Origin of the sequence: Heyndrickxia sporothermodurans (assembly GCF_003055045.1) — a bacterium.
Lineage (GTDB): Bacteria > Bacillota > Bacilli > Bacillales > Bacillaceae_C > Heyndrickxia > Heyndrickxia sporothermodurans.
The window spans coordinates 33,623-54,589 of record NZ_NAZB01000051.1; the positions used below are offsets into that span (position 1 = coordinate 33,623).

Annotated in this window: 19 protein-coding genes, 2 pseudogenes and 1 other annotated feature; of the genes and pseudogenes, 16 read left to right on the top strand and 5 right to left on the bottom strand. The window is 34.6% G+C overall.

Going from position 1 to position 20,967, the window contains the following annotated elements:
- Positions 1-198 precede the first annotated feature (198 nt).
- From cax to B5V89_RS16985, 8 genes and pseudogenes are all read left to right on the top strand, one after another.
- A complete protein-coding gene (gene cax / locus B5V89_RS16950; RefSeq protein ID WP_066232360.1) occupies positions 199-1,254 on the top strand; it encodes a calcium/proton exchanger in 1,056 nt (351 codons plus the stop codon).
- Positions 1,255-1,582: 328 nt separating this feature from the next.
- Positions 1,583-2,395, top strand: coding sequence for a YfkD famly protein (locus B5V89_RS16955; RefSeq protein WP_066232357.1), 813 nt, complete (start codon positions 1,583-1,585; stop codon positions 2,393-2,395).
- 1,051 nt (positions 2,396-3,446) lie between these two features.
- Positions 3,447-4,205: a GNAT family N-acetyltransferase gene (locus B5V89_RS16960; RefSeq protein WP_066232354.1), complete on the top strand. Its 759-nt coding sequence runs from the start codon at positions 3,447-3,449 to the stop codon at positions 4,203-4,205.
- Positions 4,206-4,258: 53 nt separating this feature from the next.
- A pseudogene (locus B5V89_RS16965) lies at positions 4,259-4,807 on the top strand (GNAT family N-acetyltransferase).
- A gap of 47 nt (positions 4,808-4,854) precedes the next feature.
- Positions 4,855-5,126: a binding site (T-box leader), on the top strand.
- Between the two features lie 58 nt (positions 5,127-5,184).
- Entirely contained in the window at positions 5,185-6,819 is a 1,635-nt protein-coding gene (gene metG, locus B5V89_RS16970; protein WP_108073147.1) for a methionine--tRNA ligase, read from the top strand.
- A 105-nt stretch (positions 6,820-6,924) separates the two neighbouring features.
- The gene (locus tag B5V89_RS16975) at positions 6,925-7,272 is read left to right on the top strand and encodes a hypothetical protein (RefSeq protein ID WP_108073149.1); all 348 of its coding nucleotides are present in this window, start codon (positions 6,925-6,927) and stop codon (positions 7,270-7,272) included.
- A gap of 47 nt (positions 7,273-7,319) precedes the next feature.
- Entirely contained in the window at positions 7,320-7,988 is a 669-nt protein-coding gene (locus B5V89_RS16980) for an O-methyltransferase (RefSeq protein ID WP_066232344.1), read from the top strand.
- Positions 7,989-8,197: 209 nt separating this feature from the next.
- Positions 8,198-9,088: a DMT family transporter gene (locus B5V89_RS16985; RefSeq protein ID WP_108073151.1), complete on the top strand. Its 891-nt coding sequence runs from the start codon at positions 8,198-8,200 to the stop codon at positions 9,086-9,088.
- Between the two features lie 81 nt (positions 9,089-9,169).
- On the opposite strand, the gene B5V89_RS16990 is transcribed toward B5V89_RS16985, so the two are convergent.
- Entirely contained in the window at positions 9,170-9,595 is a 426-nt protein-coding gene (locus B5V89_RS16990; protein ID WP_108073153.1) for a hypothetical protein, read from the bottom strand.
- A 159-nt stretch (positions 9,596-9,754) separates the two neighbouring features.
- On the opposite strand from B5V89_RS16990, the gene B5V89_RS16995 reads away from it, so the two are divergent.
- Positions 9,755-10,084: a hypothetical protein gene (locus B5V89_RS16995; RefSeq protein WP_108073155.1), complete on the top strand. Its 330-nt coding sequence runs from the start codon at positions 9,755-9,757 to the stop codon at positions 10,082-10,084.
- Between the two features lie 225 nt (positions 10,085-10,309).
- On the opposite strand, the gene B5V89_RS17000 is transcribed toward B5V89_RS16995, so the two are convergent.
- Complete coding sequence (locus tag B5V89_RS17000; protein WP_108073157.1) at positions 10,310-10,780, bottom strand: low molecular weight protein-tyrosine-phosphatase; 471 nt, start codon at positions 10,778-10,780, stop codon at positions 10,310-10,312.
- Positions 10,781-11,288: 508 nt separating this feature from the next.
- Between B5V89_RS17000 and B5V89_RS17005 the strand changes: the two genes are divergently transcribed.
- From B5V89_RS17005 to B5V89_RS17025, 5 genes and pseudogenes are all read left to right on the top strand, one after another.
- Complete coding sequence (locus B5V89_RS17005; protein ID WP_108073159.1) at positions 11,289-11,783, top strand: S4 domain-containing protein; 495 nt, start codon at positions 11,289-11,291, stop codon at positions 11,781-11,783.
- A 303-nt stretch (positions 11,784-12,086) separates the two neighbouring features.
- A complete protein-coding gene (locus B5V89_RS17010; protein WP_108073161.1) occupies positions 12,087-12,617 on the top strand; it encodes a DinB family protein in 531 nt (176 codons plus the stop codon).
- A 205-nt stretch (positions 12,618-12,822) separates the two neighbouring features.
- On the top strand, positions 12,823-12,981 hold the full coding sequence (locus tag B5V89_RS20230; protein WP_181294701.1) for a hypothetical protein: 159 nt from the start codon (positions 12,823-12,825) through the stop codon (positions 12,979-12,981).
- Positions 12,968-13,404 (top strand): annotated as a pseudogene (locus B5V89_RS17020) (VOC family protein). Before B5V89_RS20230 ends, B5V89_RS17020 begins: the two are co-directional and overlap by 14 nt.
- Before the next feature lie 645 nt (positions 13,405-14,049).
- Positions 14,050-14,994 carry a DNA/RNA non-specific endonuclease gene (locus B5V89_RS17025; protein ID WP_108073165.1) on the top strand — a complete coding sequence of 315 codons (945 nt, stop codon included), beginning with the start codon at positions 14,050-14,052 and terminating at the stop codon, positions 14,992-14,994.
- 191 nt (positions 14,995-15,185) lie between these two features.
- Here the strand turns inward: B5V89_RS17025 and B5V89_RS17030 are convergent, their stop codons facing one another.
- Both B5V89_RS17030 and B5V89_RS17035 read right to left on the bottom strand, forming a co-directional pair.
- Positions 15,186-16,421 (bottom strand): IS110 family RNA-guided transposase, encoded by a 1,236-nt coding sequence (locus B5V89_RS17030; RefSeq protein ID WP_108073167.1) that lies wholly within the window; start codon positions 16,419-16,421, stop codon positions 15,186-15,188.
- 546 nt (positions 16,422-16,967) lie between these two features.
- Positions 16,968-17,975, bottom strand: coding sequence for a ketoacyl-ACP synthase III (locus B5V89_RS17035; RefSeq protein WP_108073169.1), 1,008 nt, complete (start codon positions 17,973-17,975; stop codon positions 16,968-16,970).
- A gap of 499 nt (positions 17,976-18,474) precedes the next feature.
- On the opposite strand from B5V89_RS17035, the gene B5V89_RS17040 reads away from it, so the two are divergent.
- Complete coding sequence (locus B5V89_RS17040; RefSeq protein WP_066226053.1) at positions 18,475-19,587, top strand: site-2 protease family protein; 1,113 nt, start codon at positions 18,475-18,477, stop codon at positions 19,585-19,587.
- 42 nt (positions 19,588-19,629) lie between these two features.
- Entirely contained in the window at positions 19,630-20,142 is a 513-nt protein-coding gene (locus B5V89_RS17045; RefSeq protein WP_108073171.1) for a hypothetical protein, read from the top strand.
- A gap of 94 nt (positions 20,143-20,236) precedes the next feature.
- Here B5V89_RS17045 and B5V89_RS17050 read toward each other — a convergent pair whose 3' ends face one another.
- Positions 20,237-20,758: a GNAT family N-acetyltransferase gene (locus B5V89_RS17050; RefSeq protein ID WP_108073177.1), complete on the bottom strand. Its 522-nt coding sequence runs from the start codon at positions 20,756-20,758 to the stop codon at positions 20,237-20,239.
- Positions 20,759-20,967: the final 209 nt, after the last annotated feature.

Here is a 20,967-nt window from a genome sequence, read left to right on the forward strand (position 1 = left end):
AATTTTATCTTTAAAAAAATGGAATTTTATGCTATAAATTTTTTATTAAAAAACTTTACAGGCCAACCCGAATAATTTATTCATTCATGCTTCAACAAAACAAAAAAAGGAAAATAACTAAACTGAAAAATGAGTGAATGGAAAATGAATAATTATTCAAAAAATGAATAAATGGTGCCTGACACCGGGAGGATAAAGATGAATAGAGTTTTTGCGTTTATGGTTTTTATCGGGGTTCCGATTTCGGTTATTGGTTCTTTATTGCATTGGCCGAGTGTGCTTATGTTTATCATTTATTGTTTGACGATTATTGCTTTGGCTAGTTTTATGGGACGAGCGACTGAAAGTTTGGCAATTGTGGCCGGTCCTAGGATTGGTGGGTTGTTAAATGCAACATTTGGAAATGCGGTTGAGCTCATCATATCTATCTTTTCCCTTCAAGCTGGTTTAACGGGAGTTGTATTGGCTTCGTTAACGGGGTCCGTTTTAGGAAATTTATTACTCGTAGCAGGGATGGCCTTTTTCATTGGCGGGGTCAAATACAAAAGGCAGAAATTTAATGTGTATGATGCAAGGCACAATTCAGGGCTGTTAATTTTTGCTGTGATTGTCGCCTTTGTGATTCCCGTTGTCTTTTCAATGAATTTAACTGAAGCGAAAACGATGAATTTAAGTGTTGGGATTTCCATCACCTTGATTATTCTTTATCTAGCAGCATTATTTTTTAAACTTGTTACACATCGTGGGATTTATCAAGATCCAGATTCGAAGCAAGAAGAACATGAAGAGGAACCGGAATGGGGGAAAGGGAAAGCGATATTAGTGTTAGCAATTGCTACATTAGCTGTTGCCTATGTATCCGAAAACCTTGTTCATACCTTTGAGGCTGTGGCAAAAAGTTTTGGGTGGAGCGAACTCTTTATTGGGATTGTTATTGTCGCCATTGTCGGAAATGCAGCTGAACATGCTTCTGCTATATTAATGGCGTACAAAAATAAAATGGATATCGCCGTTGAAATCGCATTTGGCTCCACGCTGCAAATTTCGATGTTCGTTGCCCCAGTCCTCGTTATTCTTTCGTTATTTTTCAATCCAAGCATGCCATTAGTCTTTACGCTTCCCGAATTAGTCGCAATGGCAACCTCGGTCTTACTAACAATCGTGCTTGCAAATGACGGAGAAACAAACTGGTTTGAAGGTGCGACTTTACTTGCCGCTTATATAATAATGGGGATCGGATTTTATCTGTTATAAGCAATACAAAAAGCCTCTAAGCACAATCAATCATTTGCTTAGAGGCTTTTACCATTCAATTTTCATATAAAATTACAGCACGGTTTTTAAAAAAAGTAAGATTACAGAGAACTACCTCTATATTCATTCCCCCTTTATGAGCCTAAGTGCTGCTAACGACCCTCCTTTTAAATAAGTTAAATATAGTATATATCGCTAATTGAAATTTGTAAATATTCAGATTCAATTTCTTTTAAAAAATAAATATTTTTTTACAGTGGATAATAATTAATGGAACGGAAAAAAATAAGAACAAAACATTGAAGGGTAAGAAAGGAGCACTCCAAATATGAAATGGCAACGAATTCTTCTTGTGTTTTTATTAATCCTATTATCAGCTTCACCATCTGCAATGGCAAATAACAAGGTTGACCAATCTGTTAAGAAAATGGAACAAGTGAAAATTCCTTCTCATGTGTTAGACATAGCGAAAGAAAATACGTATCCGAATCCGACACAGGATTTGCCCTATTTACAACCAAGTGAATTTACGCAAAAAATTATCAAAACATCAAAGGTGAAAATTGAAAACCCGAACCTAATTCGAATGCTCAACGAAACATCTGTAAATAATTCACCATTCTCCTTAGGTCTTCGAGCAACGATCTATTTAGGAGAATGGCCGCTTAATTACGATTCAATTGAAACCGCACCAAACTGGCAATATCAAAAAATTAATACGAATTATTTTGATAATCGCGGAGGGAAAACAAATTACAAAATTCATTACGTACAAGAATCTCAAAAAGCAGTAAGGGGCGGGCTCACAGCAAAAGTAGCGAAATCAGAAGATGTTCGAAAGATGATGCTCCTGAAGGCAATGGAAAAAACACAATTACCTCTTTCTTTTGACACGATTATCGGTGCTGGTACGAAAAAAGATCACTATTACAATGTACCAGCTAAGCGACTCGGGTATTTGTATGGCTATGCACCCGCTATTAATGAAAAAGGAAAAGTTACGTATGGGGAAGTATACCTCGTACTAAAAGGAACAAAAAAGAAAATCATCGTTAAAAACGTTACATCACAAGGAATCGGTGCGTGGATTCCAGTTCAAGATCATATATCCTTTGGTTTCCGAGCAACGGAACATCCATAAATAGGTCAATAATCAGAAGGCCAAATCTTAATTGATTTGGTCTTTGGTGTTTGTGGATCATAGAATCTGGTTTGAGGCGCATGGAACTTGATTAGTGGATCATAGAAAGTTATATGTGGACCATAAATACATTTTCGAACGGCGGATTTTCGGTTTGTGGATCATAGAATTTAGTTTGATCCGCATGGAACTTGATTAGTGGATCATAGAAAGTCATTTGTGGACCATAAATACCTTTTCGAACGGCGGATTTTCGGTTTGTGGATCATAGAATTTAGTTTGATCCGCATGGGATTTGATTAGTGGATCATAAAAAGTGATTTGTGGATCAAAGGCACCTTTTCGAACGGAGAATTTTCAGTTTATGGATCATAGAATGAAGTTTGAGCCGCATGGAACTTGATTAGTGGAGCATAAAAAGTTATTTGTGGATCAAAGGCACCTTTTCGAACGGAGAATTTTCAGTTTGTGGATCATAGAATGAAGTTTGAGCCGTATGGAACCTGATTAGTGGATCATAGAATGAAGTTTGAGCCGTATGGAACCTGATTAGTGGATCATAGAAAGTTATTTGTGGACCATAAACACCTTTTCGAACGGAGAATTTTCAGTTTGTGGATCATAGAATCAAGTTTGAGCCGCATGGAACTTGATTAGTGGATCATAGAAAGTTATTTATGGATCATAAACACCTTTTCGAACGGTGGATTTTCGGTTTGTGGATCATAGAATCAAGTTTGTGTCGCATAAAACTTGATTAGTGGATCATACAATTTGATTTATGGATCACAGAAATATTTTTAACGATTAAATAATGAAAAAACCACATCTAATTGATTTGATCATTTAATATCCACAGAACGGAACTGAGGTTAGTGTTTTTTAAACATTGGAACTTAAGAATTTTAGATTTTACAAAAGAAAAATAAATAGATTGAAAAAAACAGTCAATGCCACATTGTCTGTTTTTTCATTTAGTAGGAGGAATTTTGGTTTCGAATAGGGAATTTATTTGAACAAAACAATTAGCATTTGGAGGGGGGGACAAAAAGTGGATACGATTGAATTAATTCAGGTAAATAAAGAAAATTTAGATGATCAAGGATGTTATTGCCTACGTAGCAAACCAAATTCCACGGGCTACATAAATAAAAACAAATGGCTAACAGGAAGACTTAATGAAGGGTTAAAGTACATAAAACTAATGGAAAATAACAAACCAGCAGGATTTATCGAATACACACCGATTGAATATTCTTCACGCGTTGTCTATGGAGAAAATTATTTAGTAATCCATTGCTTATGGGTAAATATAACAGGAAAAGGGTATGCATCAAAATTAATCCAAACATGCATCCAAGATGCAAAAGAACAAAAGAAAGATGGTGTCATTGTCGTAACGAATCCCGATACTTCCTGGACACCAAGTAAGGATATTTTTATAAAAAATAACTTCGTTGAAGTTGATACTGCGCCTTATGGTTTTGAACTACTTGTTTATAAATTTGGGCATTCACCTGATCCGTATTTTCCAAACGATTGGGAGGAACGATTACAACCTTTTGAAAATTTAACAATCCTTCGTACACAACAATGTCCGTTTGTTGATATAGCGACTGAAAATATGATTAAAGGAGCAAACCAACTCGGGATTCGTGCAGAAATTATTGACATACAAAGCAGGGAAGAACTGCTGAGACTTTCGCCTACACCTTATGGCATCTATGGAGTTATCTATAAAAGTAAATTCATTTCCTTCCATCGATTGACCGTTCACTCAGCAATGAAACGTCTGAAAGAATTAATCTAATTTGACGTATGATGAAATAGGGAAAGAAGAAAGTTATTTGAGGGGGAAAAATAATGATTTATAGTAAAACAGAAAAAACGATAGAAACAGATAAATTACTTCTACGTCCATTTAAAGAATCTGATGCAAATAATGTTTCCATCATGTGTAATAATTATAATCTATACAAAAGCACATCGAATTTACCGTATCCTTATACTTTGGAATGTGCGCTTACATGGATAGCAAGTCATGAGCAAAACTTTGAATTGGATTGAAAGTATGAATTTGCAATAACAGACAAAAATAGCGGACAACTATTTGGAGCGATCGGTATTTCAAACCATAAGCAAGACAAAAATGGCGAAATGGGGTACTGGATTGGAGAAGAATTTTGGGGAAATGGATATGGAACCGAAGCGGCTAAAGCAGTAATCGAATTTGTTTTTAAAGAGAAGGATTACCATCGGGTTTATGCACGTCATTTTAAATCAAATCCCGCATCCGGAAAGATCATGAAAAAGTGTGGAATGATATACGAGGGCACCCTAAAAGACCATATTTATAAAAACGACTCGTTCGAAGATGTTGTTTTGTATGGAATTATTAATCTGATGAGATAATAGTTTCAGATTGACATCCAAAAATTTTTTGAATAAACTATTAACATTCAAAGGCAATGAAGAGAAAAAGTAAAATGCTTTGTTTTTTGACAGAGAGCTTCGGTAGCTGAAAAGAAGTAAAAACACTCATTTGAACAATGGTCTCTGAGCTTCGTACTGAACATACTTTAGTATTAGTAGGATACGACGAGTTTTGGCACTCGTTATCAATGTCACAGTATAAGAGTAACTTTGTTTACTCCGTACTTGCTGAGGCAAATGGTGTGAGCCATTTGCGAAATAAGGTGGTATCACGTGGAATATAAACCTCGTCCTTAACGATTACAGTTAAGGCGGGGTTTTTTTGTTTTACCAAAAACATAAAGGAGGATTTATTTATGAGTATTTTTATTGGCGGTGCTTGGGTTTATGCGAATGGCTCATTACATCTTGGACATCTATCTAGTTTGTTATCTGGGGATATTTTGGCTAGATATTACCGTTTAAAAGGTGAAAAGGTCTTGTATGTTTCGGGGAGTGACTGCAATGGGACACCGATCACAATAAAAGCAAAACAAGAGGGTGTGTCACCAACACAGATTGCTGATCGTTATCATGAAGAATTCAAAGATTGTTTTACAAAACTAGGATTCACATATGATGTTTACACAAGAACTGATACAGCGCATCACCATCAAATCGTTCAAGAAATATTTTTGAAATTACTTAAAAAGGGACTTATTTATAAAAAAACAATTGAACAAACATATTGTGAACATGATCAGCAATTTTTACCTGATCGGTATGTTGAGGGGATTTGTCCCCATTGTGGTGCAAAGGCACGCGGTGACCAATGTGATGTTTGTTCAAGTGTTTTAGAACCGCTTGAATTACTGGATAGAAAATGTAAAATTTGTGGGAATCCACCCACAACAAGAGAAACGGAGCATTTTTATTTTGCTTTAAGTTCTTTTCAAAAAAGATTAGAAAGCTATACACATGAAGCTGAAAAAAATAAACTTTGGCGGGAAAATGCTATTTCATTGACTAAAAGATACTTAAAAGAAGGTTTGCAGGACCGAGCAGTTTCAAGGGATTTACCTGTCGGAGTAAGTGTTCCGGTTGAAGGCTATGAAGATAAGAAAATCTATGTTTGGATTGAGGCAGTGGCGGGATATTACACAGCAAGTAAGCTGTGGGCAAAAGAAACGAATAATGATGACTCAACATTTTGGAATTCTGATGCGACTTCTTACTACGTTCATGGGAAAGATAATATTCCATTCCATTCGATTATTTGGCCAGGGATTTTGTCCGGCATCGGAGAAAAAGCGCTGCCAACGCATATTGTTTCAAATGAATACATGACATTAGAAAGGAAAAAATTGTCCACAAGTAAAAATTGGGCAGTTTGGATTCCGGATATTTTAGAAAGATACAATCCCGATTCTATCCGTTATTTTTTAACGATCAATGCACCGGAAAGTCGTGACGCTGATTTCTCTTGGAAGGAATTCATATACAGTCATAATAGTGAATTATTGGGAGCGTATGGGAACCTCGTTAATCGGACATTGAAATTTATACAAAAATCTTTCGATGGGATGATACCTGATAAGGAGATTTCCACATCTATTCAAAATAAAGTGGAGCAACTATATGATGAAGTAGGATATTGTATTGAGAAGTTCTCTTTTAAGCAGGGTTTGGAAAAAGTGTTCGAAGTGATAAGGTTTTCGAATAAATATTTTGATGAGCAACAGCCGTGGAAACAAATTTACGATACGCCCGATACATGTAAACAAACTATTGCAAATTGTGTGTATCTGATTGCCAATTTAGCACATATTTTAACTCCGTTTCTTCCTTTTTCAAGCGGAAAGGTAAAGGAAATGTTGAATATAGCGGAAGTAAAATGGAGGCCATTCCAGGTTCGATCGCAGCAATTGTTAAGTGTAGAACCGTTGTTTGAGCGAATTGATCTGGCAAGAATTGAAGAAGAACTTGAACGATTAAACAAGCAATCTAGTTAAATAAATTGCCAAAATATTTAATATTTCTCTTGATTACCCGTATACAATCGTATACAATGCGATTATAAACAACGTATACAATCGTATACGAAAGGAGGTCTTTATGTGAAAAACGAAGAATTTAAAGAAAGGCACCATCGTGGGGATGTTCATAAACGAAGAGACCATCACATGCACGGGCGAGGTGGGGCAAAAACATTCCGCCGTGGAAGAGCGATTGCATTTTTAGAAACGTTGAATCTCAAACGAGCGACATTAAAGCAACAATTAGAAACTCCAGAGCTACAAACGATCAACCCCATTTTAGTCGGTGAATTAAAAGCGGTTGAAACGGTAATCAACGAGTTTGTTCAATTATTTGAACTTCACGAATTTGAAGAAATGGAAGCAGAAAATAAACAGGTAGCAGGAAAAACTTCTTTATCTGAGGAATCTCTAAATAATGAACATTAAAGCAATGATTAAATCTATTTTTGAAAACGATAAAAAGGAGAACAAATATGACTAAATCTGAAAAATGGAAAGAAGTAGATCTTTATTTTACATCTAAACTTCACGCGTCAGATCCAGTAATGGATTCGATACTTCAAGCAAATGCAGAGGCCAATTTGCCAGCGATTGATGTTTCTCCCAATCAAGGCAAGCTGCTTCACTTACTTGCAAAGTTAAAAGCCGCAAAGTACATTTTAGAAATTGGTACACTCGGTGGTTATAGCAGTGTTTGGCTAGGTCGTGCATTACCAGAAGATGGGCGTCTCATCACACTTGAATATGAACAAAAACATGCCAAAGTGGCTGAAAAGAACATAAGAACAGCAGGGTTAGAAAATAAAATTGAAGTAATTGTAGGTCCTGCATTAGAATCATTACCAACACTAAAAGATAGAGGATTTGCAAACTTCGATTTAATTTTTATTGATGCCGATAAGCCAAACAACCCCCATTATTTAAAATGGGCATTGGAATATTCCAAATCAGGAACAGTAATCATTGGGGATAATGTCGTTCGAAAAGGTCGTGTCATTGAGGACAATATTGAAGATCCAAGTATCCAAGGAATACGTCAATTCATTGATCTTTTATCAAAAGAACCCCGAATTGATTCAACAGCGATCCAAACGGTAGGTAGTAAAGGGTATGATGGATTTGTTTTGGGGATTGTAAAATAGCAATGCATGAGAGCTGCATATTAACAGCTCTTGTTTTATTTTTGTTCATTATATTATACAATTTTATGTAAACTTTTTTCTACTTATGCATTATTCGGAACCTGACTCATTTTAGAAGATGGAAATATCAACGTGTTTATAGTTTATGTACACTCAGTTAAAGAGTAAATATAGATAATCATTTGTAATAAGCAGGGAGGCTACTGTGAATGAAACCACTGCAGGCAGAATTAATGATTCTTATTGTAACGATCTTTTGGGGTTCATCTTATCTTTTTATGAAATTAGGACTGGATTCACTAGGAGAGTTTAATTTAATTGCGCTTCGGTTTGGATTAGCCTTCCTTTTTGCAGGAGCCATTTTTCACCGTAAATTTCTACGCATGAGTAAAGAACTACTCAGTTATTCCATTTTACTCGGCTTTATATTATTTGTGATATTTACGGCAGTAACTTTTGGCTTAAATACAACAACTACATCGAATGCCGGATTTTTGATCAGCTTAACGGTTGTGTTTGTCCCACTGATTAACACAATAATTTTAAAAAATAAAATAGAATGGAAGTTCATTTTCAGCACAGCAATGGCGATAACCGGAATTGCGCTTCTTACTTTACGAGCGCCATTTTCGATGCGTATTGGAGATCTTTTATGCATTGTGGCAGCCCTATTATATGCACTACATATTATTATCGTAGGATATGCTATCAAGAAAGTAGACGCCTTACAACTCGGCATAATACAGTTAGGGTTTGCTGGTTTTTTTGGTCTCATATTTTCCTTGCTCTTTGAAACTCCGAGATTACCAAACACATCCCAAGGTTGGATTGCGATACTTGTACTTAGTATTGTTTGCAGCGCCTTCGGTTTCATCTTACAGGTAATCGCCCAAAAATATACCTCGCCAGATCGAACAGGTCTCATTTTCTCATTAGAGCCTGTGTTTGCAGCTTTGTTTGGATATTTGTTTGTACATGAAGTTATGTCGTTTAAAGGTATGATCGGCGCGATCCTAGTGTTCCTTGGGGTGGTACTGTCAACGACTAAAATGAAGTATAAACAAAGAAATTTGGATAGGGGGATAAATTGGAAAAATTAAGAAAAGGACTAGTCAATATGACAAATACAGATTTAGGGGTTCATCAAATGAAAGGGTTAATTGGTGAAGTCTATCGCTTGTTCACATTTCATGGGCAAAAACTCCTTTGTTTTTAGTGGTATTATAGCTTTTTGACTTAAGGTAAGTATAATTCGCATCAATTACGGATGAGCTATAATTACCAGCCACGACCCAATCCTTGTAATTGGTACATCTTCCAGACCATTCAACATTACCAAAATAAGATCCATTAACTACTATTTGTGCGTCCCAACTCGTTGTCATATTAATTGATATTGGAGTTCCGGCTACATTCCAATCGCCTCTAGCGGCTTGCATAGCTCCACCAATTAGGGGGTCTGAATTTAAAAAACCTGAGTTAGTCTTTAAATAAAGTTTAGTTGTCTTGTGTTTTCCTCCCAACAATGAATAAGCAAAAACTTCATTACCTATTCCAAAAACTAAAAATGAAACTAGTAAAACGGAAATAATCTTAAACTTTTTCATTTACTCAACCTCCTATTTTTGTATTCTAGTAGTATATTCAACATAAAAATGGGAATTCCTCTTATTTTTATTGAAAATTCTAAAAAATTATAGCAATTAAATTTCTCTGTGTGCTAATATATATAATTGTGAAAATTGATAAAAAGGTGTGTGAAGTAAATGAAATTTGCTATGTATTTAAGATTGACAATATTGTTTTTTATAATTATCTTATCAGGATGTTCCTCAAAATCTTGGGTAGCAAACTTTGTGAAGTATAATGATGTTATTTATCATGTTTCGGATGAGAAAATTGAGAGAGTTGGATACAAACTAGCTGAAGTAAAACAATATATAGATGTAGAAGGAGATATACCTAATTTATCCTCAAATGAATATAGAGAGGGTACTGAGATATATTCTATAGATGGCATCGATACTAGACAAGCTATCGCAGTAAAAGTAGGTAAAAATAAATATATAAAACTTGTATCCAATGATAAAAAGTAATATTATCCTAGTGGAATTTCTTGCACATATTGACACTTTCCTAATTATGGGCAACCTTTATAACTCTTGCTCAGGTACAGGACCCCGATGGAAACCCAATACAAATAGTTTGTAAAAGAAAAAAATAAGTTTTTTCCATAACTCGTGTAAGAGCTATGATCAATGTGATTGTAGTCCTTTTCTAGCATACATATAGCAACTTTTTTACTAACGGGGCAGATTCATTCAATTGTATAAGTTTTGTTCCCTACATATTTTCTTGAGTAATGCCCGACAGCCAGTTGAAACAAGACTATATGTTTCTTCAAAGTCACCTGTGAAAAATGGATCGGGTATATCTTTCCAGTCTTTAGTCAGGTCTAGTAATCTAATAATCTTTGGATGATTAGGTTTGCCAGTTATATTATAAATATCTTTTATGTTACTCTTGTCCATACCAATAATATAGTCGAACTTCCTAAAGTCTTCTTTTGTTAGCGGGCGCCCGACAAGCCCATTAGAAGAAATATTGTATTTCTTTAGAATATCAAGAGTTCCTTGGTGAGGAGGTAAGCCGATTTGCCATGAACTAGTTGCAGCGGAATCAACTAAGATGATGTCGTTCAAATTTTCTTTCGTGACTAAGTCACGAAACAGAGCTTCAGCCATTGGTGAACGGCAAATATTCCCCAGGCATACAAATAAAACATTAATCATGTACTTTACCCCTTTTATCCCTTATTTTTATAAATACTATCTCAGGCACAGAACACCCAATTCATAATTACAAAATATGTATTAGATAGAAATTTGGAACGGCGAACGTATTCAGCCATTGTTATGAAGAAATAAGATTAACTGAATTTTGAAAAGTTAACTGAGATAAAGTGAAGTAAACGCTTGCATTTAAACATAAATATGCAGTAAAATTAAAATAACTCTATTTGGAAGAAAGGATACAGGAGAACTCGTATGCCAATATTTACTTTGTAATGATCAATAAATTGGATAGCATCACCCTCAAAAAACACAATGTTTTTTCTCAGGGGGTAGTATGCCCATTTTTCTCATTACAAAGGAACCAAGCAATCCTGTAGTCTCGATGCGAGAGGAGGTCCTTGTGTAGGATCTCCTTTTTAATTTTTCCATTTAATTTATAATGCACGCTGCAAGTTATCCAAATAGATGCTTGCGTTCCTTTATCCTATTAAGAGGTGAAGGATAAATGTTAAATATAACTTTCCACTGGAAACTTTCTCAAATATCAGAACGTTCTGTAAAGAAGCACTGCAAAATGTGTGGCAAATTATCGGTTTTTACGGATACCAATGTGCAACGGCATAACGCAAACGGAAAAAGCATATACAAATATGCGATTTACAAATGTGAAAAAAATCATACGTGGAACAAAAAATTAGCTGTTTATAAATCGTTCTCAGAGCATGTCGCTGAAATGGAAGAGCAGAAAGAAGAATCTTCACTTATGTCAGCTATTCCAATAACCAGCTTAGCGGAACAAGGAGTAAAGGTGATACACATTATACTGGAAGATGTGATAGGAAATCATCGAATTGATAAAGTGCTTGCAAACCAAATTGAGGATTGCAGTCGTTCACAGATCATAAAAAAGATTGAAAAAGGAACAATTCAATTAAATGAACAAGTCATTAAACCGAGTTCAAGATTGTTAAAGGGAGATCGTATTTCTATTTTCATTTAATGAAAAATATTTAGCTATTGAACAAAACTTTAAAAATAGTGAATAGAATATTTTAAATTATTTAACGAACTGGGCATTCCTTAATAAGGGGTGCCCTTTTCCTATTGAAAGTATCGGGGAAGACAAGTTGAAGAATATGGTAACATTTGTACTAACGGAAAGGGGGAAATTATGAAGGATTATACCTTTTTATCCCCACCTATGCTTAGTTGGATTAATTGTATTTCACTTACAATTAAATGCTCCATTTGGAAGGTATTACCTCTATCTCTGTAGAAAGATAAAAGAAAAGGGGGAAGAATGATGGGAAATCAAAGTTTATTTTTAATTGACCAAAAAGAGGGTTTAAGTTTAGAATTTAGCAAGCTATTATCCATGTTGGATTATACGAGAGTGACGACGTTGGCGGAAGTGAAAGATCTATCAGTTGAGCAATTAGATTATCTAATAAACGAAAAAGCAAATTCTATCGGAATGCTACTCGCTCATTTGGTATCTGTTGAAAAAGCATATCAAATCGACACTTTTGAGAAACGTGAGTTTACAGAAGAAGATTTTCAAAAGTTGAATCCAGGTCTGGAACTTGGCAATGCAGCGAGGGAACAAATTAAAGGAAACACGATTGAATTCTACTTGGAACAATTAGCACAAACGAGAAAAAAGACAATTGATACATTCAGGAAATTGCCTGATTCATGGTTGTTTGAGCAAACTGCGTTTTGGGGAGGAAATCCTGCAAATAACTACTTCAAGTGGTTCCATGTGATGGAAGACGAATTGAATCACCGTGGTCAAATTCGGGTAATTAAGAAAATGATGGATATGCAACAATAATAAAATATGACAAGTTAAGGTTAAATACTACTACGATCCTACTGAATTTTACTTAAATTATTGGGTGCAAAAGCTTAGTATGAGGCTGTCATTGTGGCAGCTTTTTCTTTTTTCACTAACGCCCCGTTAGTTAAAGAAGGAGTGTGCCAGTTACTAGATAATTTTATTGAAAAGATTATTTATCTATGGGATGGGGTGGAAGCAATTGATTGCCAAGGCACCAAATACACCTGCTTTTACAGAACGGCAAATTAAGAAGGATATTTTCTGTTTTAAGCGAATTACAATCTCAAACAAACCTTTTACGATTACAGGTATTGAAAATAATAGGAACATAGGAGGTATGAGATATGAAGATCAATAGAATAGATCATGTAAGTATAAACGTAAATGATCTTTCAAAGGCTAAAGCTTTTTTTCTTGATTTAGGACTTGAAGTGCAAGCGGAATGGGAATTGGAAGGAGAACAGTTGGACAGAATAGTTGGGCTGAATGATGTTAAAACAGCATGTGTAGGATTGGGGATGCCAGATGGGGAGGTATGGATTGAGCTAGTCAAATTTTATACTCCGTCAGATGAAAGAGATATTCAGCAACCTTTTGCAAATACGCTGGGTATCCGACATATTTGTTTTAATGTTGAAGATATTGAAGCTATAGTTGCAAAATGAAAAGTAAGGGCACGGAAATCTTTAGTGAGATACAGCAATATGAAGAAAGTTATAAATTATGCTACGTTCGTGGTCCAGAGGGAATTATTTTAGAGTTAGCGGAGAAAATCGGATAAATATTGAATGGGAGTTTAAATGATTTATACCCCAACTATAAAGATTTCTTTATAAACTATCAAGGGCATTCTTTAATAAGGGATGCTCTTTTTTAAATCAAGTAAAGGCATTAGTAAAAGAAGGAAGAGTTAGTAGGTAAGAAGAATAATAGAAATAGATGTACATACTCATGTAAAAGAAAGTGCTGAAAAGTTGGGTTCCAGTGGTGCAGCTCTATTTAAGGGTTTCTACGTACACATAGCAACGTTTTTACTAACGGGCTGGTTTGTTAAAGAAGAATTTTCTGTTCCTGAGTTCTTTACAAAAAGCGCAATTCGTGAATTGGAATTGTGCTTTTTTCAGTACTAGAACCAATATTACTAAATACATTTTTTTCAACTGTATATTGATAAAATAGTATAGGTAAGATTGTGAAAGCAGTTATTCCGCAATAAGCAAGTATAGCGGAATTTTATATTTGAAAAATATAATGCAATGGACTCTACTAATTTTTATTGGAATTTAACACTACATAATTCGTACTAAGTATCTACTGTAATAAAATTAATATTGTAATATACTATTTTAAATAGGTTAACAATGTTAATTTATGTTTTTCAAAGATTTTTAGAATGTTCAGTAAAAAGATTATAAGGAGTCCTAAAATGAAAAAGAAAATAAGCTATTTAATCTTACTTCTAACTGCTATCTTTATAGTTGGTTGTACTAACGTAGAAGATGTATCGAATACTGATGGGAAAGCTAATTCACAAGAAGTAACTACAAAAAATAATGAAAAAGAAAAAACCACGACTGAAAAACATGTAGTAGGGAAAACATCAACTCAATCAAAAGATCAACTGTTCAAAGGTTACAAACTAATTGAAGTTGATGGTGGTGATTTGTCTGGACATCGCGAACCAAACGTCGTCGTTGATATTGGCTTTGGGGACCGAGAGTATTGGTCCTTTACGAATGAACATGGGCAATTAGTCCGTGTCATTGCTAACGAAATCGTTCTACAAGATGAACGTACCGAACCTGTAACATCGTCTGGCAGATACTACCCTGATGAAGCAAAAGTTCCTGGTGTCGAAAGAGCAGATTTAGATGAAGGACATATTATTGCAGATTCTCTTGGTGGGGTATCAAACGCTTATAATATTACGCCACAGGATAGTACGCTTAACCGACATGGTGATCAAGCATATATGGAAGACGCTATTCGTAAAGCTGGTGGAGCTACTAATTTTGAAGCAATTATCACATATCCTAATACGAAAACGCAGATTCCTTCTCATTACAAGTATACTTACACTTTAAAAGGAAATAAAATTGTAGATGAATTTGATAACGGCAACCCTGACGAAATAAATAAATCTCTAGGATTAACTGAAAGTAAATCAACTAACTCAAATAAGCCAACAAGTTCTAATAAGTCCAAGGCTTCGAATGGCACTGAAGATATTTCTAGCGTTGATACAGATGGAAATGGCCAAGTAACGATTAAAGAAGCAAAAGCAGCAGGTTACAGCATGCCAATAACGAGTGATCACTGGTTATACCCATATATGAAAGATAATGATCACGACGGTATGGTAGGGGAATAAGCACCTAGAACTCAAGGCAAAGTAAATGAATGAAATAAACGGATGACTTTACTGAAACAAAACCAGCTAATAGTTTGTCAATAAATATATTTTAAATTTATAATTACTAAATGCTATACTAAAAATGCATAACTCAAATAACCCTCCTGATTCAATTTGGAAGGTTTTAGTTGTATAGGAAAATGTTGTTACTAAATAGTTTCTTGGAATGGTGTTTTCGTTTTTAACATCGCATAAATCCAGTGTAAAAGCTTATTAGCACATGCAATAATGGCTACTTTATAAGGCTTACCTTCTTCACGTTTTAAATCGTAGAAGGCACGTAATCGCATATTTCGTGCAATGGTTTCTTCAGTTGTTTTCTTTTTACGACTATCTCGAATGGAACACCGAACTGCTGTAAAAAGCATGTGGCGAAGCCTTGCAGAGCCTCGTTTAGTAATATGATTCTTCGTGCCTTTAAAGCGACCTGATTCAAATACACTAGGATCAAGTCCTGCAAAGGCAACTAACTTTTTGGGATGACTAAACCGATCAATTTCCCCGATTTCAGAAATAATCGTTGCAGCGATTTTTTCGCCTACACCGGGAATTGTTTGGAGTAGTTCATATTCTTCGAGCTGTACTGCTAACTGATCAATCTCACGCTCCAACGTAGAAAGCTGTTGGTGGTACACTTGAAGTAAATCAATATACATATTCAGACTGACAAGAAGGCTTTGATAACGCGTTGACTGAAATGGGTTGCGTTCTGCAGCTGCGATTAATCCCTCTGCTTTTTCAAGCGCCCAATTAAACGATCTTGCTTTACAATGCCTATCAATAAATTGTGCAATTTCCTCCACACAAGTTTTTAAGACAGTCTCCGAGATAGGGAAAGTTTGTAAAGTTCTTAATGAAACCTCGGCATACAGATCGCCAAAAACGCCTTTATACTCTGGAAATACTTGATCTAATACAGATTGAAATTGAAGCTTTGTTTGAACCATAATTCCCGTCATATTTTCATGTTGTCTTGTCAGATGCCGAAGGTTTAATAACTGAACACCACGCTTTTTCTGCGGCTCTAAATCCTCTTTGTAATACAGTTCGCCTAAGTGATAAGCATCAATGGCATCTGTTTTGGTTTTTCTTAAACTAGAACTTTTTGCTCGGTAAGATACCAATGGATTTACGATAATGACAATGTACTCTCTTGCTTCTAAAAACTGTACAACTGGGGCATGATAGTGACCCGTTGATTCCAAGACAACTGGTGGTTTCATCCCTGTTTGATGCTCTAAATCTAGTAAATAAGAGTATAACTCTTTTAAACCATCCACCGTATGTTCAACTTTCACACTATTTTTATAGGGCATTTTTTTATCCAAGAACATTTGAACCTGACTTTCACCTTTAGCGACATCCAGACCAACAACTGGATTCATAAATTATCTCCTCCTAGTGTAGTGGATTGACCGGTAACCTCTATCTAGCTTGTCATTCATATCTTCGCTTGTTATACGGGATCATCATGTCCCAACCAGCCTAATCATGTGTTAACAAGTAGAGGGAGAACAGTTTAGTTGTCGGGATCAAGTCCCACGGGTGCGTCCGTTCTTCCCCGGCTACTATCAATCTATAAATTGAATAAAAAATAGTCAACCAGAATTCTCTGGCTGACCTTATAATACGAACGGGGGCTTTTGTTTTAGAAGGAATTAAATATTATCGTTTAGACAAAAAGGAATGGCTCCAAAATTGAGACATTCCTTTAGATCTAGAATACATCTTACTTTCAACGAATAGGTTGCTCTATACTTAGGTAAAGTAAATGTGTATTGCAAATATGATAAACACTGATGAAGTGGTACAAAACCTAACAGATACACTAAAATCAAATCAATTTCAAGCTACTAACTTTTAAGCCATTTTGGAATTTAGAAAAGAAATCACTTCTTTGCTGATTCGTTTTACAATGTTTTACTTTTACACTACAATGGTTTTGGCGCATGAATTTGTTCGTCTAAGTTTAATTCTAGCAATTGACCAGCATGAACCAAACCAGATCCAAAACCGTACAAAAGAACGCGGTCTCCATTTTTAACTTTTCCTTCACGAATTCCAAGGTCAAGTGCTAAAGGAATTGTTGCAGCAGAAGTATTTCCAAAGTTCACCAAGCTGTAAAGCGTTTTTTCCATTGGGAACCCTAGTTTTTCACAAATCGGTTCGATTAACCGTAAGTTTGCACTATGAGGAATAAACCAATCAACTTGTTCTAAACTCGTTTGTGTTTTTTCTAAAATTTGCTTTACGCTATCAGGAACATTTCTTACAACCCATCGAAAAACTTCCCTGCCGTTTTGAACCAAATATTGAGTGTCGACTAACTCAATGCCATTGACTTTTTTAGATAGGCCAGGGCGGTATACATGCTGCGCCCCACTTCCGTCGCTTCCCAAGTGGAATCCGATAAAACTTTGCGATTGTTCATCCCTTTCAACCAATACCGCACCAGCACCATCACCAAATAAAATACATGTACTTCTATCGGTATAATCCGTAATTTTGGAGAGTGTATCCGCCCCAATAACAAGTACCTTTCTGTGGAGTCCAGAAGCAATAAAGGTATGAGCTGTATGCAATGCATATACAAATCCTGCACAAGCTGCACTTATATCGATGGCACCTGTTTGAGCAATATTTAAACGGTCTTGTATGATACTTGAAACTGATGGAAATGGAAAATCAGGAGTACTTGTTGCAACGATAATCATATCTACATCTTCAACATTTTTATCATACCTATGCATTAAGTCTTTTACAGCAGCCTCGCATAAATCACTCGTAAATTCATCAGGACGGCTAATTCTGCGTTCATGAATACCTGTTCTTTGAATAATCCAATCATTATTTGTTTCAACCATTTGCTCAAGTTCAAAATTTGTTAATTTTTTTTCGGGTACATATGTACCGATAGCAGTTATTCTCGTTCCTACCATTGTAACCACCCCATATTTATTGTTGTAACCTGGTACTAATATCTAGTGCTAATTATAACAATTTATATTATTAAAAATCAATTTTAATTCTTTTTTTCAAAACAAATAAGGGTTCTCCTCTTTAAAGTATCTCGTAAAATTATCACTTGATTCATTTTAAAAAAGGAAATTCAAATAGCGAAAGTGAATAAGTAAGTATTGAGTATTGGCAGACGAACTGATGGTAACTACTTTAATAAATATACTAATGATTACTCCATGCTTACTGAACCTCTCAAAAATTCGAAAATATTTTACGTATGGTTCATTGAGCACAAAACTCACATTATAGGAACAATAAAATATTAATTTTTCACACCTACACTCTTAAATGCACCAAATTTCGAAGGCATGGCCGATTTTTATATGAGTTTTTTTGAATAGTAAATTTCCCCTGAAATTTCAAATTATATCTTTTATAATTAACCATAGCATTTACTTTTTCAGAGGGGATGTTTATTTGAAAAATAAGAATCTACAGGACGGCAAAAAAACCTTTTTAGGGATTTTAAGTACAATAGTAGTTTTATTATTAGGTAAATTTAAATTTATATTAGTTGTGTTTAAGTTTCTTAAATTACATACACTTGTAAGTATGTTTATTTCTTTGGGAGCTTATGCGCTTGTCTTTGGATGGAAGTTTGCGGTTGCTCTTGTCTATTTGTTGTTTATCCATGAAATGGGTCATGCTTATGCTGCTAAAAAAATTAAACTTTCCGTTAGTCCAGCAATATTTATTCCTTTTATGGGAGCGGTAATCGGCTTAAAGGAAATGCCCCAAAGTGCAAAGGATGAGGGATTTTTAGCCTATATGGGTCCGTTATTTGGATTTATAGCCTTTTTGCCTGCCATTCCGTTGTATTTATATACACATGAGCCATTTTGGGCACTGCTGATTATATTAGGTGCAATTATCAATTTATTCAATTTAATCCCAATCACCCCTTTGGATGGCGGAAGAATTGCAGCAGGAATTAGTACGAAATTATGGGGATTAGGCATTATCATTCTACTAATCTATTCTGTAATGCATATAAGTTTCTTAGGGTTCGTGATCGTTATCATTGGTTCTATGGAATGGTACAAATTATATAAAAAACAAAAAAGCTTAGATAAGGATAAACTTGAAGTGAAGCAGCTTGAACTCTTGATAGCTAAATTAAAGCAAGAGTCCCATCATATAGATTCGCTTGAAGAAATCGTAAAAATGGCTAAGTTGAAGATTTTAAACCAGGATATTATTAAGATATTAAATACACTGAATTCCCAAATTGAAAAAATGAAAAAGGATATTTATCTTCAGCAATTATCCGGCACCCTTACAATTGGTGAACATATAGAAAATGACAATCAAGCTATTATTGAAGGTATTATCAAGCAACTAGAAGAAAAGGTAGTAGGGATCAAACAAGAAGTACAAACAACGGAAACGTATTATAAAACAGATAAGAAAACGAAAATAAAATTATTCTTAATCTATATTGGTTTAGTTATCGTTCTTTACCTAAGTTATCATTATGGAAATGAGATCCTCAGCAATAATCCAGAAATACAAAAATTGTTGAATAAATAACAGGGGTGTACTGTTTAGGGTTTAGAGGAGGTACTCATACGCATGCCATCAAGATGGACAATTTATCAATGTATAGTAGTTCTGTTTTTAGTGATTTTATTGTTTATAGTTGAAATGTTTAAAAGTTATTTCTCGGTTTCTTTATCACTGAACGGAACATCCACAATTATTCCGTTACTATTGACATTTCTATTTATTATTATTGTTGTTGGATGTTCGAGTTTACTAATGATTTTTCAAACGAAAAAAAGCACATTATTTTTAACTCATCGAATATGGATGAAAATGTATATTTTAACACCATTACTATTAATTTTATCTATTACATTTTTCATAACCGCTGCACTTGCAAGTATAAATTTTCAAGAATTTATGCAGGAACAACGTTGGACTTTGTATGTATTCATTTGTTATTTTATCTTTATGATGAATCTTTTTGTTTTATCTGTCATCCATAAAATTAAGGGGGAAAGTATTTTGAAGGAAGCAAAAATCAAGGCCTCCTATTTATGGACAAGTTTAATTCTTTTTATCATTATTTTTATGCTTCCATAATAATTTTCCATTTAAAAGAGTTCGTTAAAGAACCTCTTAAATATTTAAGAGGTTCTATGAATCTCCAGCAAAAACAACCTCAATTTTCTTGATATCACACATACTTCTCCATACGAATATCTCCCCATAATTTATCTTTCCAATATGTAAAATTTTCAATACGGCCAATCTCTTTGTATCCCATCCTCTGATAAAGGCTATGGGCTTGATTATTAAATTCAAAAACACCTAATTCAATTCGTTTTAACCCTTGCGTTTTAATTTGCTCTTCCAAAAATTGAATGGCCTTATAACCAATCCCTTTACCTCTCCCGACAGACTCGCCAATTGTAATACCTATCCAAGCAGTTCTAGGTACTTTTTTGTAAAGATGATTTGGATCAACCATATAATTTATTTCACCGATCAGTTGCTCATCCAAGTAAATTAAGTAAATGTGATGGTTTTCCAAGCGTCTAGTTAAGTCATCAATGGTCAAATTTTCTCTACATTCCAATTCTAATTTGTTTTTGTTTGGTCGAATCAATGGGATTAATGCTGGATCGTTTTCCCACTTATTTAATGCCTTTACAATGGTTTCGGTCGGTTTGATTAATTTCATAAATTGTAGCGTCATTGTGTATTCCTCACTATTCAGTTTGGCTAGTTCCTTTTTACTATATTTTAACATAATATATTTATCTTTCATTACCCTCAACAAGAAAGCTGAGGAAGTTTTTTTTAATTAAACGTACCTTTTTAAAGGTTATTATGCTAAGGTTTAATTGAATGAAAATTATAAATTTTTATTCAGCGGACAATTTTTGGTATTGTAAAAAGTTCTAT

Excerpts from the sequence above, each read along its gene's own strand:
- metG (WP_108073147.1), top strand. The coding sequence starts at position 5,185 with ATGAGTATTTTTATTGGCGGTGCTTGGGTTTATGCGAATGGCTCATTA.
- B5V89_RS16990 (WP_108073153.1), bottom strand. The coding sequence starts at position 9,595 with ATGAAAAAGTTTAAGATTATTTCCGTTTTACTAGTTTCATTTTTAGTT.
- B5V89_RS16985 (WP_108073151.1), top strand. The coding sequence starts at position 8,198 with ATGAAACCACTGCAGGCAGAATTAATGATTCTTATTGTAACGATCTTT.
- B5V89_RS17000 (WP_108073157.1), bottom strand. The coding sequence starts at position 10,780 with ATGATTAATGTTTTATTTGTATGCCTGGGGAATATTTGCCGTTCACCA.
- B5V89_RS17025 (WP_108073165.1), top strand. The coding sequence starts at position 14,050 with ATGAAAAAGAAAATAAGCTATTTAATCTTACTTCTAACTGCTATCTTT.
- B5V89_RS17010 (WP_108073161.1), top strand. The coding sequence starts at position 12,087 with ATGGGAAATCAAAGTTTATTTTTAATTGACCAAAAAGAGGGTTTAAGT.
- cax (WP_066232360.1), top strand. The coding sequence starts at position 199 with ATGAATAGAGTTTTTGCGTTTATGGTTTTTATCGGGGTTCCGATTTCG.
- B5V89_RS16980 (WP_066232344.1), top strand. The coding sequence starts at position 7,320 with ATGACTAAATCTGAAAAATGGAAAGAAGTAGATCTTTATTTTACATCT.
- B5V89_RS17045 (WP_108073171.1), top strand. The coding sequence starts at position 19,630 with ATGCCATCAAGATGGACAATTTATCAATGTATAGTAGTTCTGTTTTTA.
- B5V89_RS17005 (WP_108073159.1), top strand. The coding sequence starts at position 11,289 with ATGTTAAATATAACTTTCCACTGGAAACTTTCTCAAATATCAGAACGT.
- B5V89_RS16995 (WP_108073155.1), top strand. The coding sequence starts at position 9,755 with ATGAAATTTGCTATGTATTTAAGATTGACAATATTGTTTTTTATAATT.
- B5V89_RS17050 (WP_108073177.1), bottom strand. The coding sequence starts at position 20,758 with ATGACGCTACAATTTATGAAATTAATCAAACCGACCGAAACCATTGTA.
- B5V89_RS16955 (WP_066232357.1), top strand. The coding sequence starts at position 1,583 with ATGAAATGGCAACGAATTCTTCTTGTGTTTTTATTAATCCTATTATCA.
- B5V89_RS17030 (WP_108073167.1), bottom strand. The coding sequence starts at position 16,421 with ATGAATCCAGTTGTTGGTCTGGATGTCGCTAAAGGTGAAAGTCAGGTT.
- B5V89_RS17035 (WP_108073169.1), bottom strand. The coding sequence starts at position 17,975 with ATGGTAGGAACGAGAATAACTGCTATCGGTACATATGTACCCGAAAAA.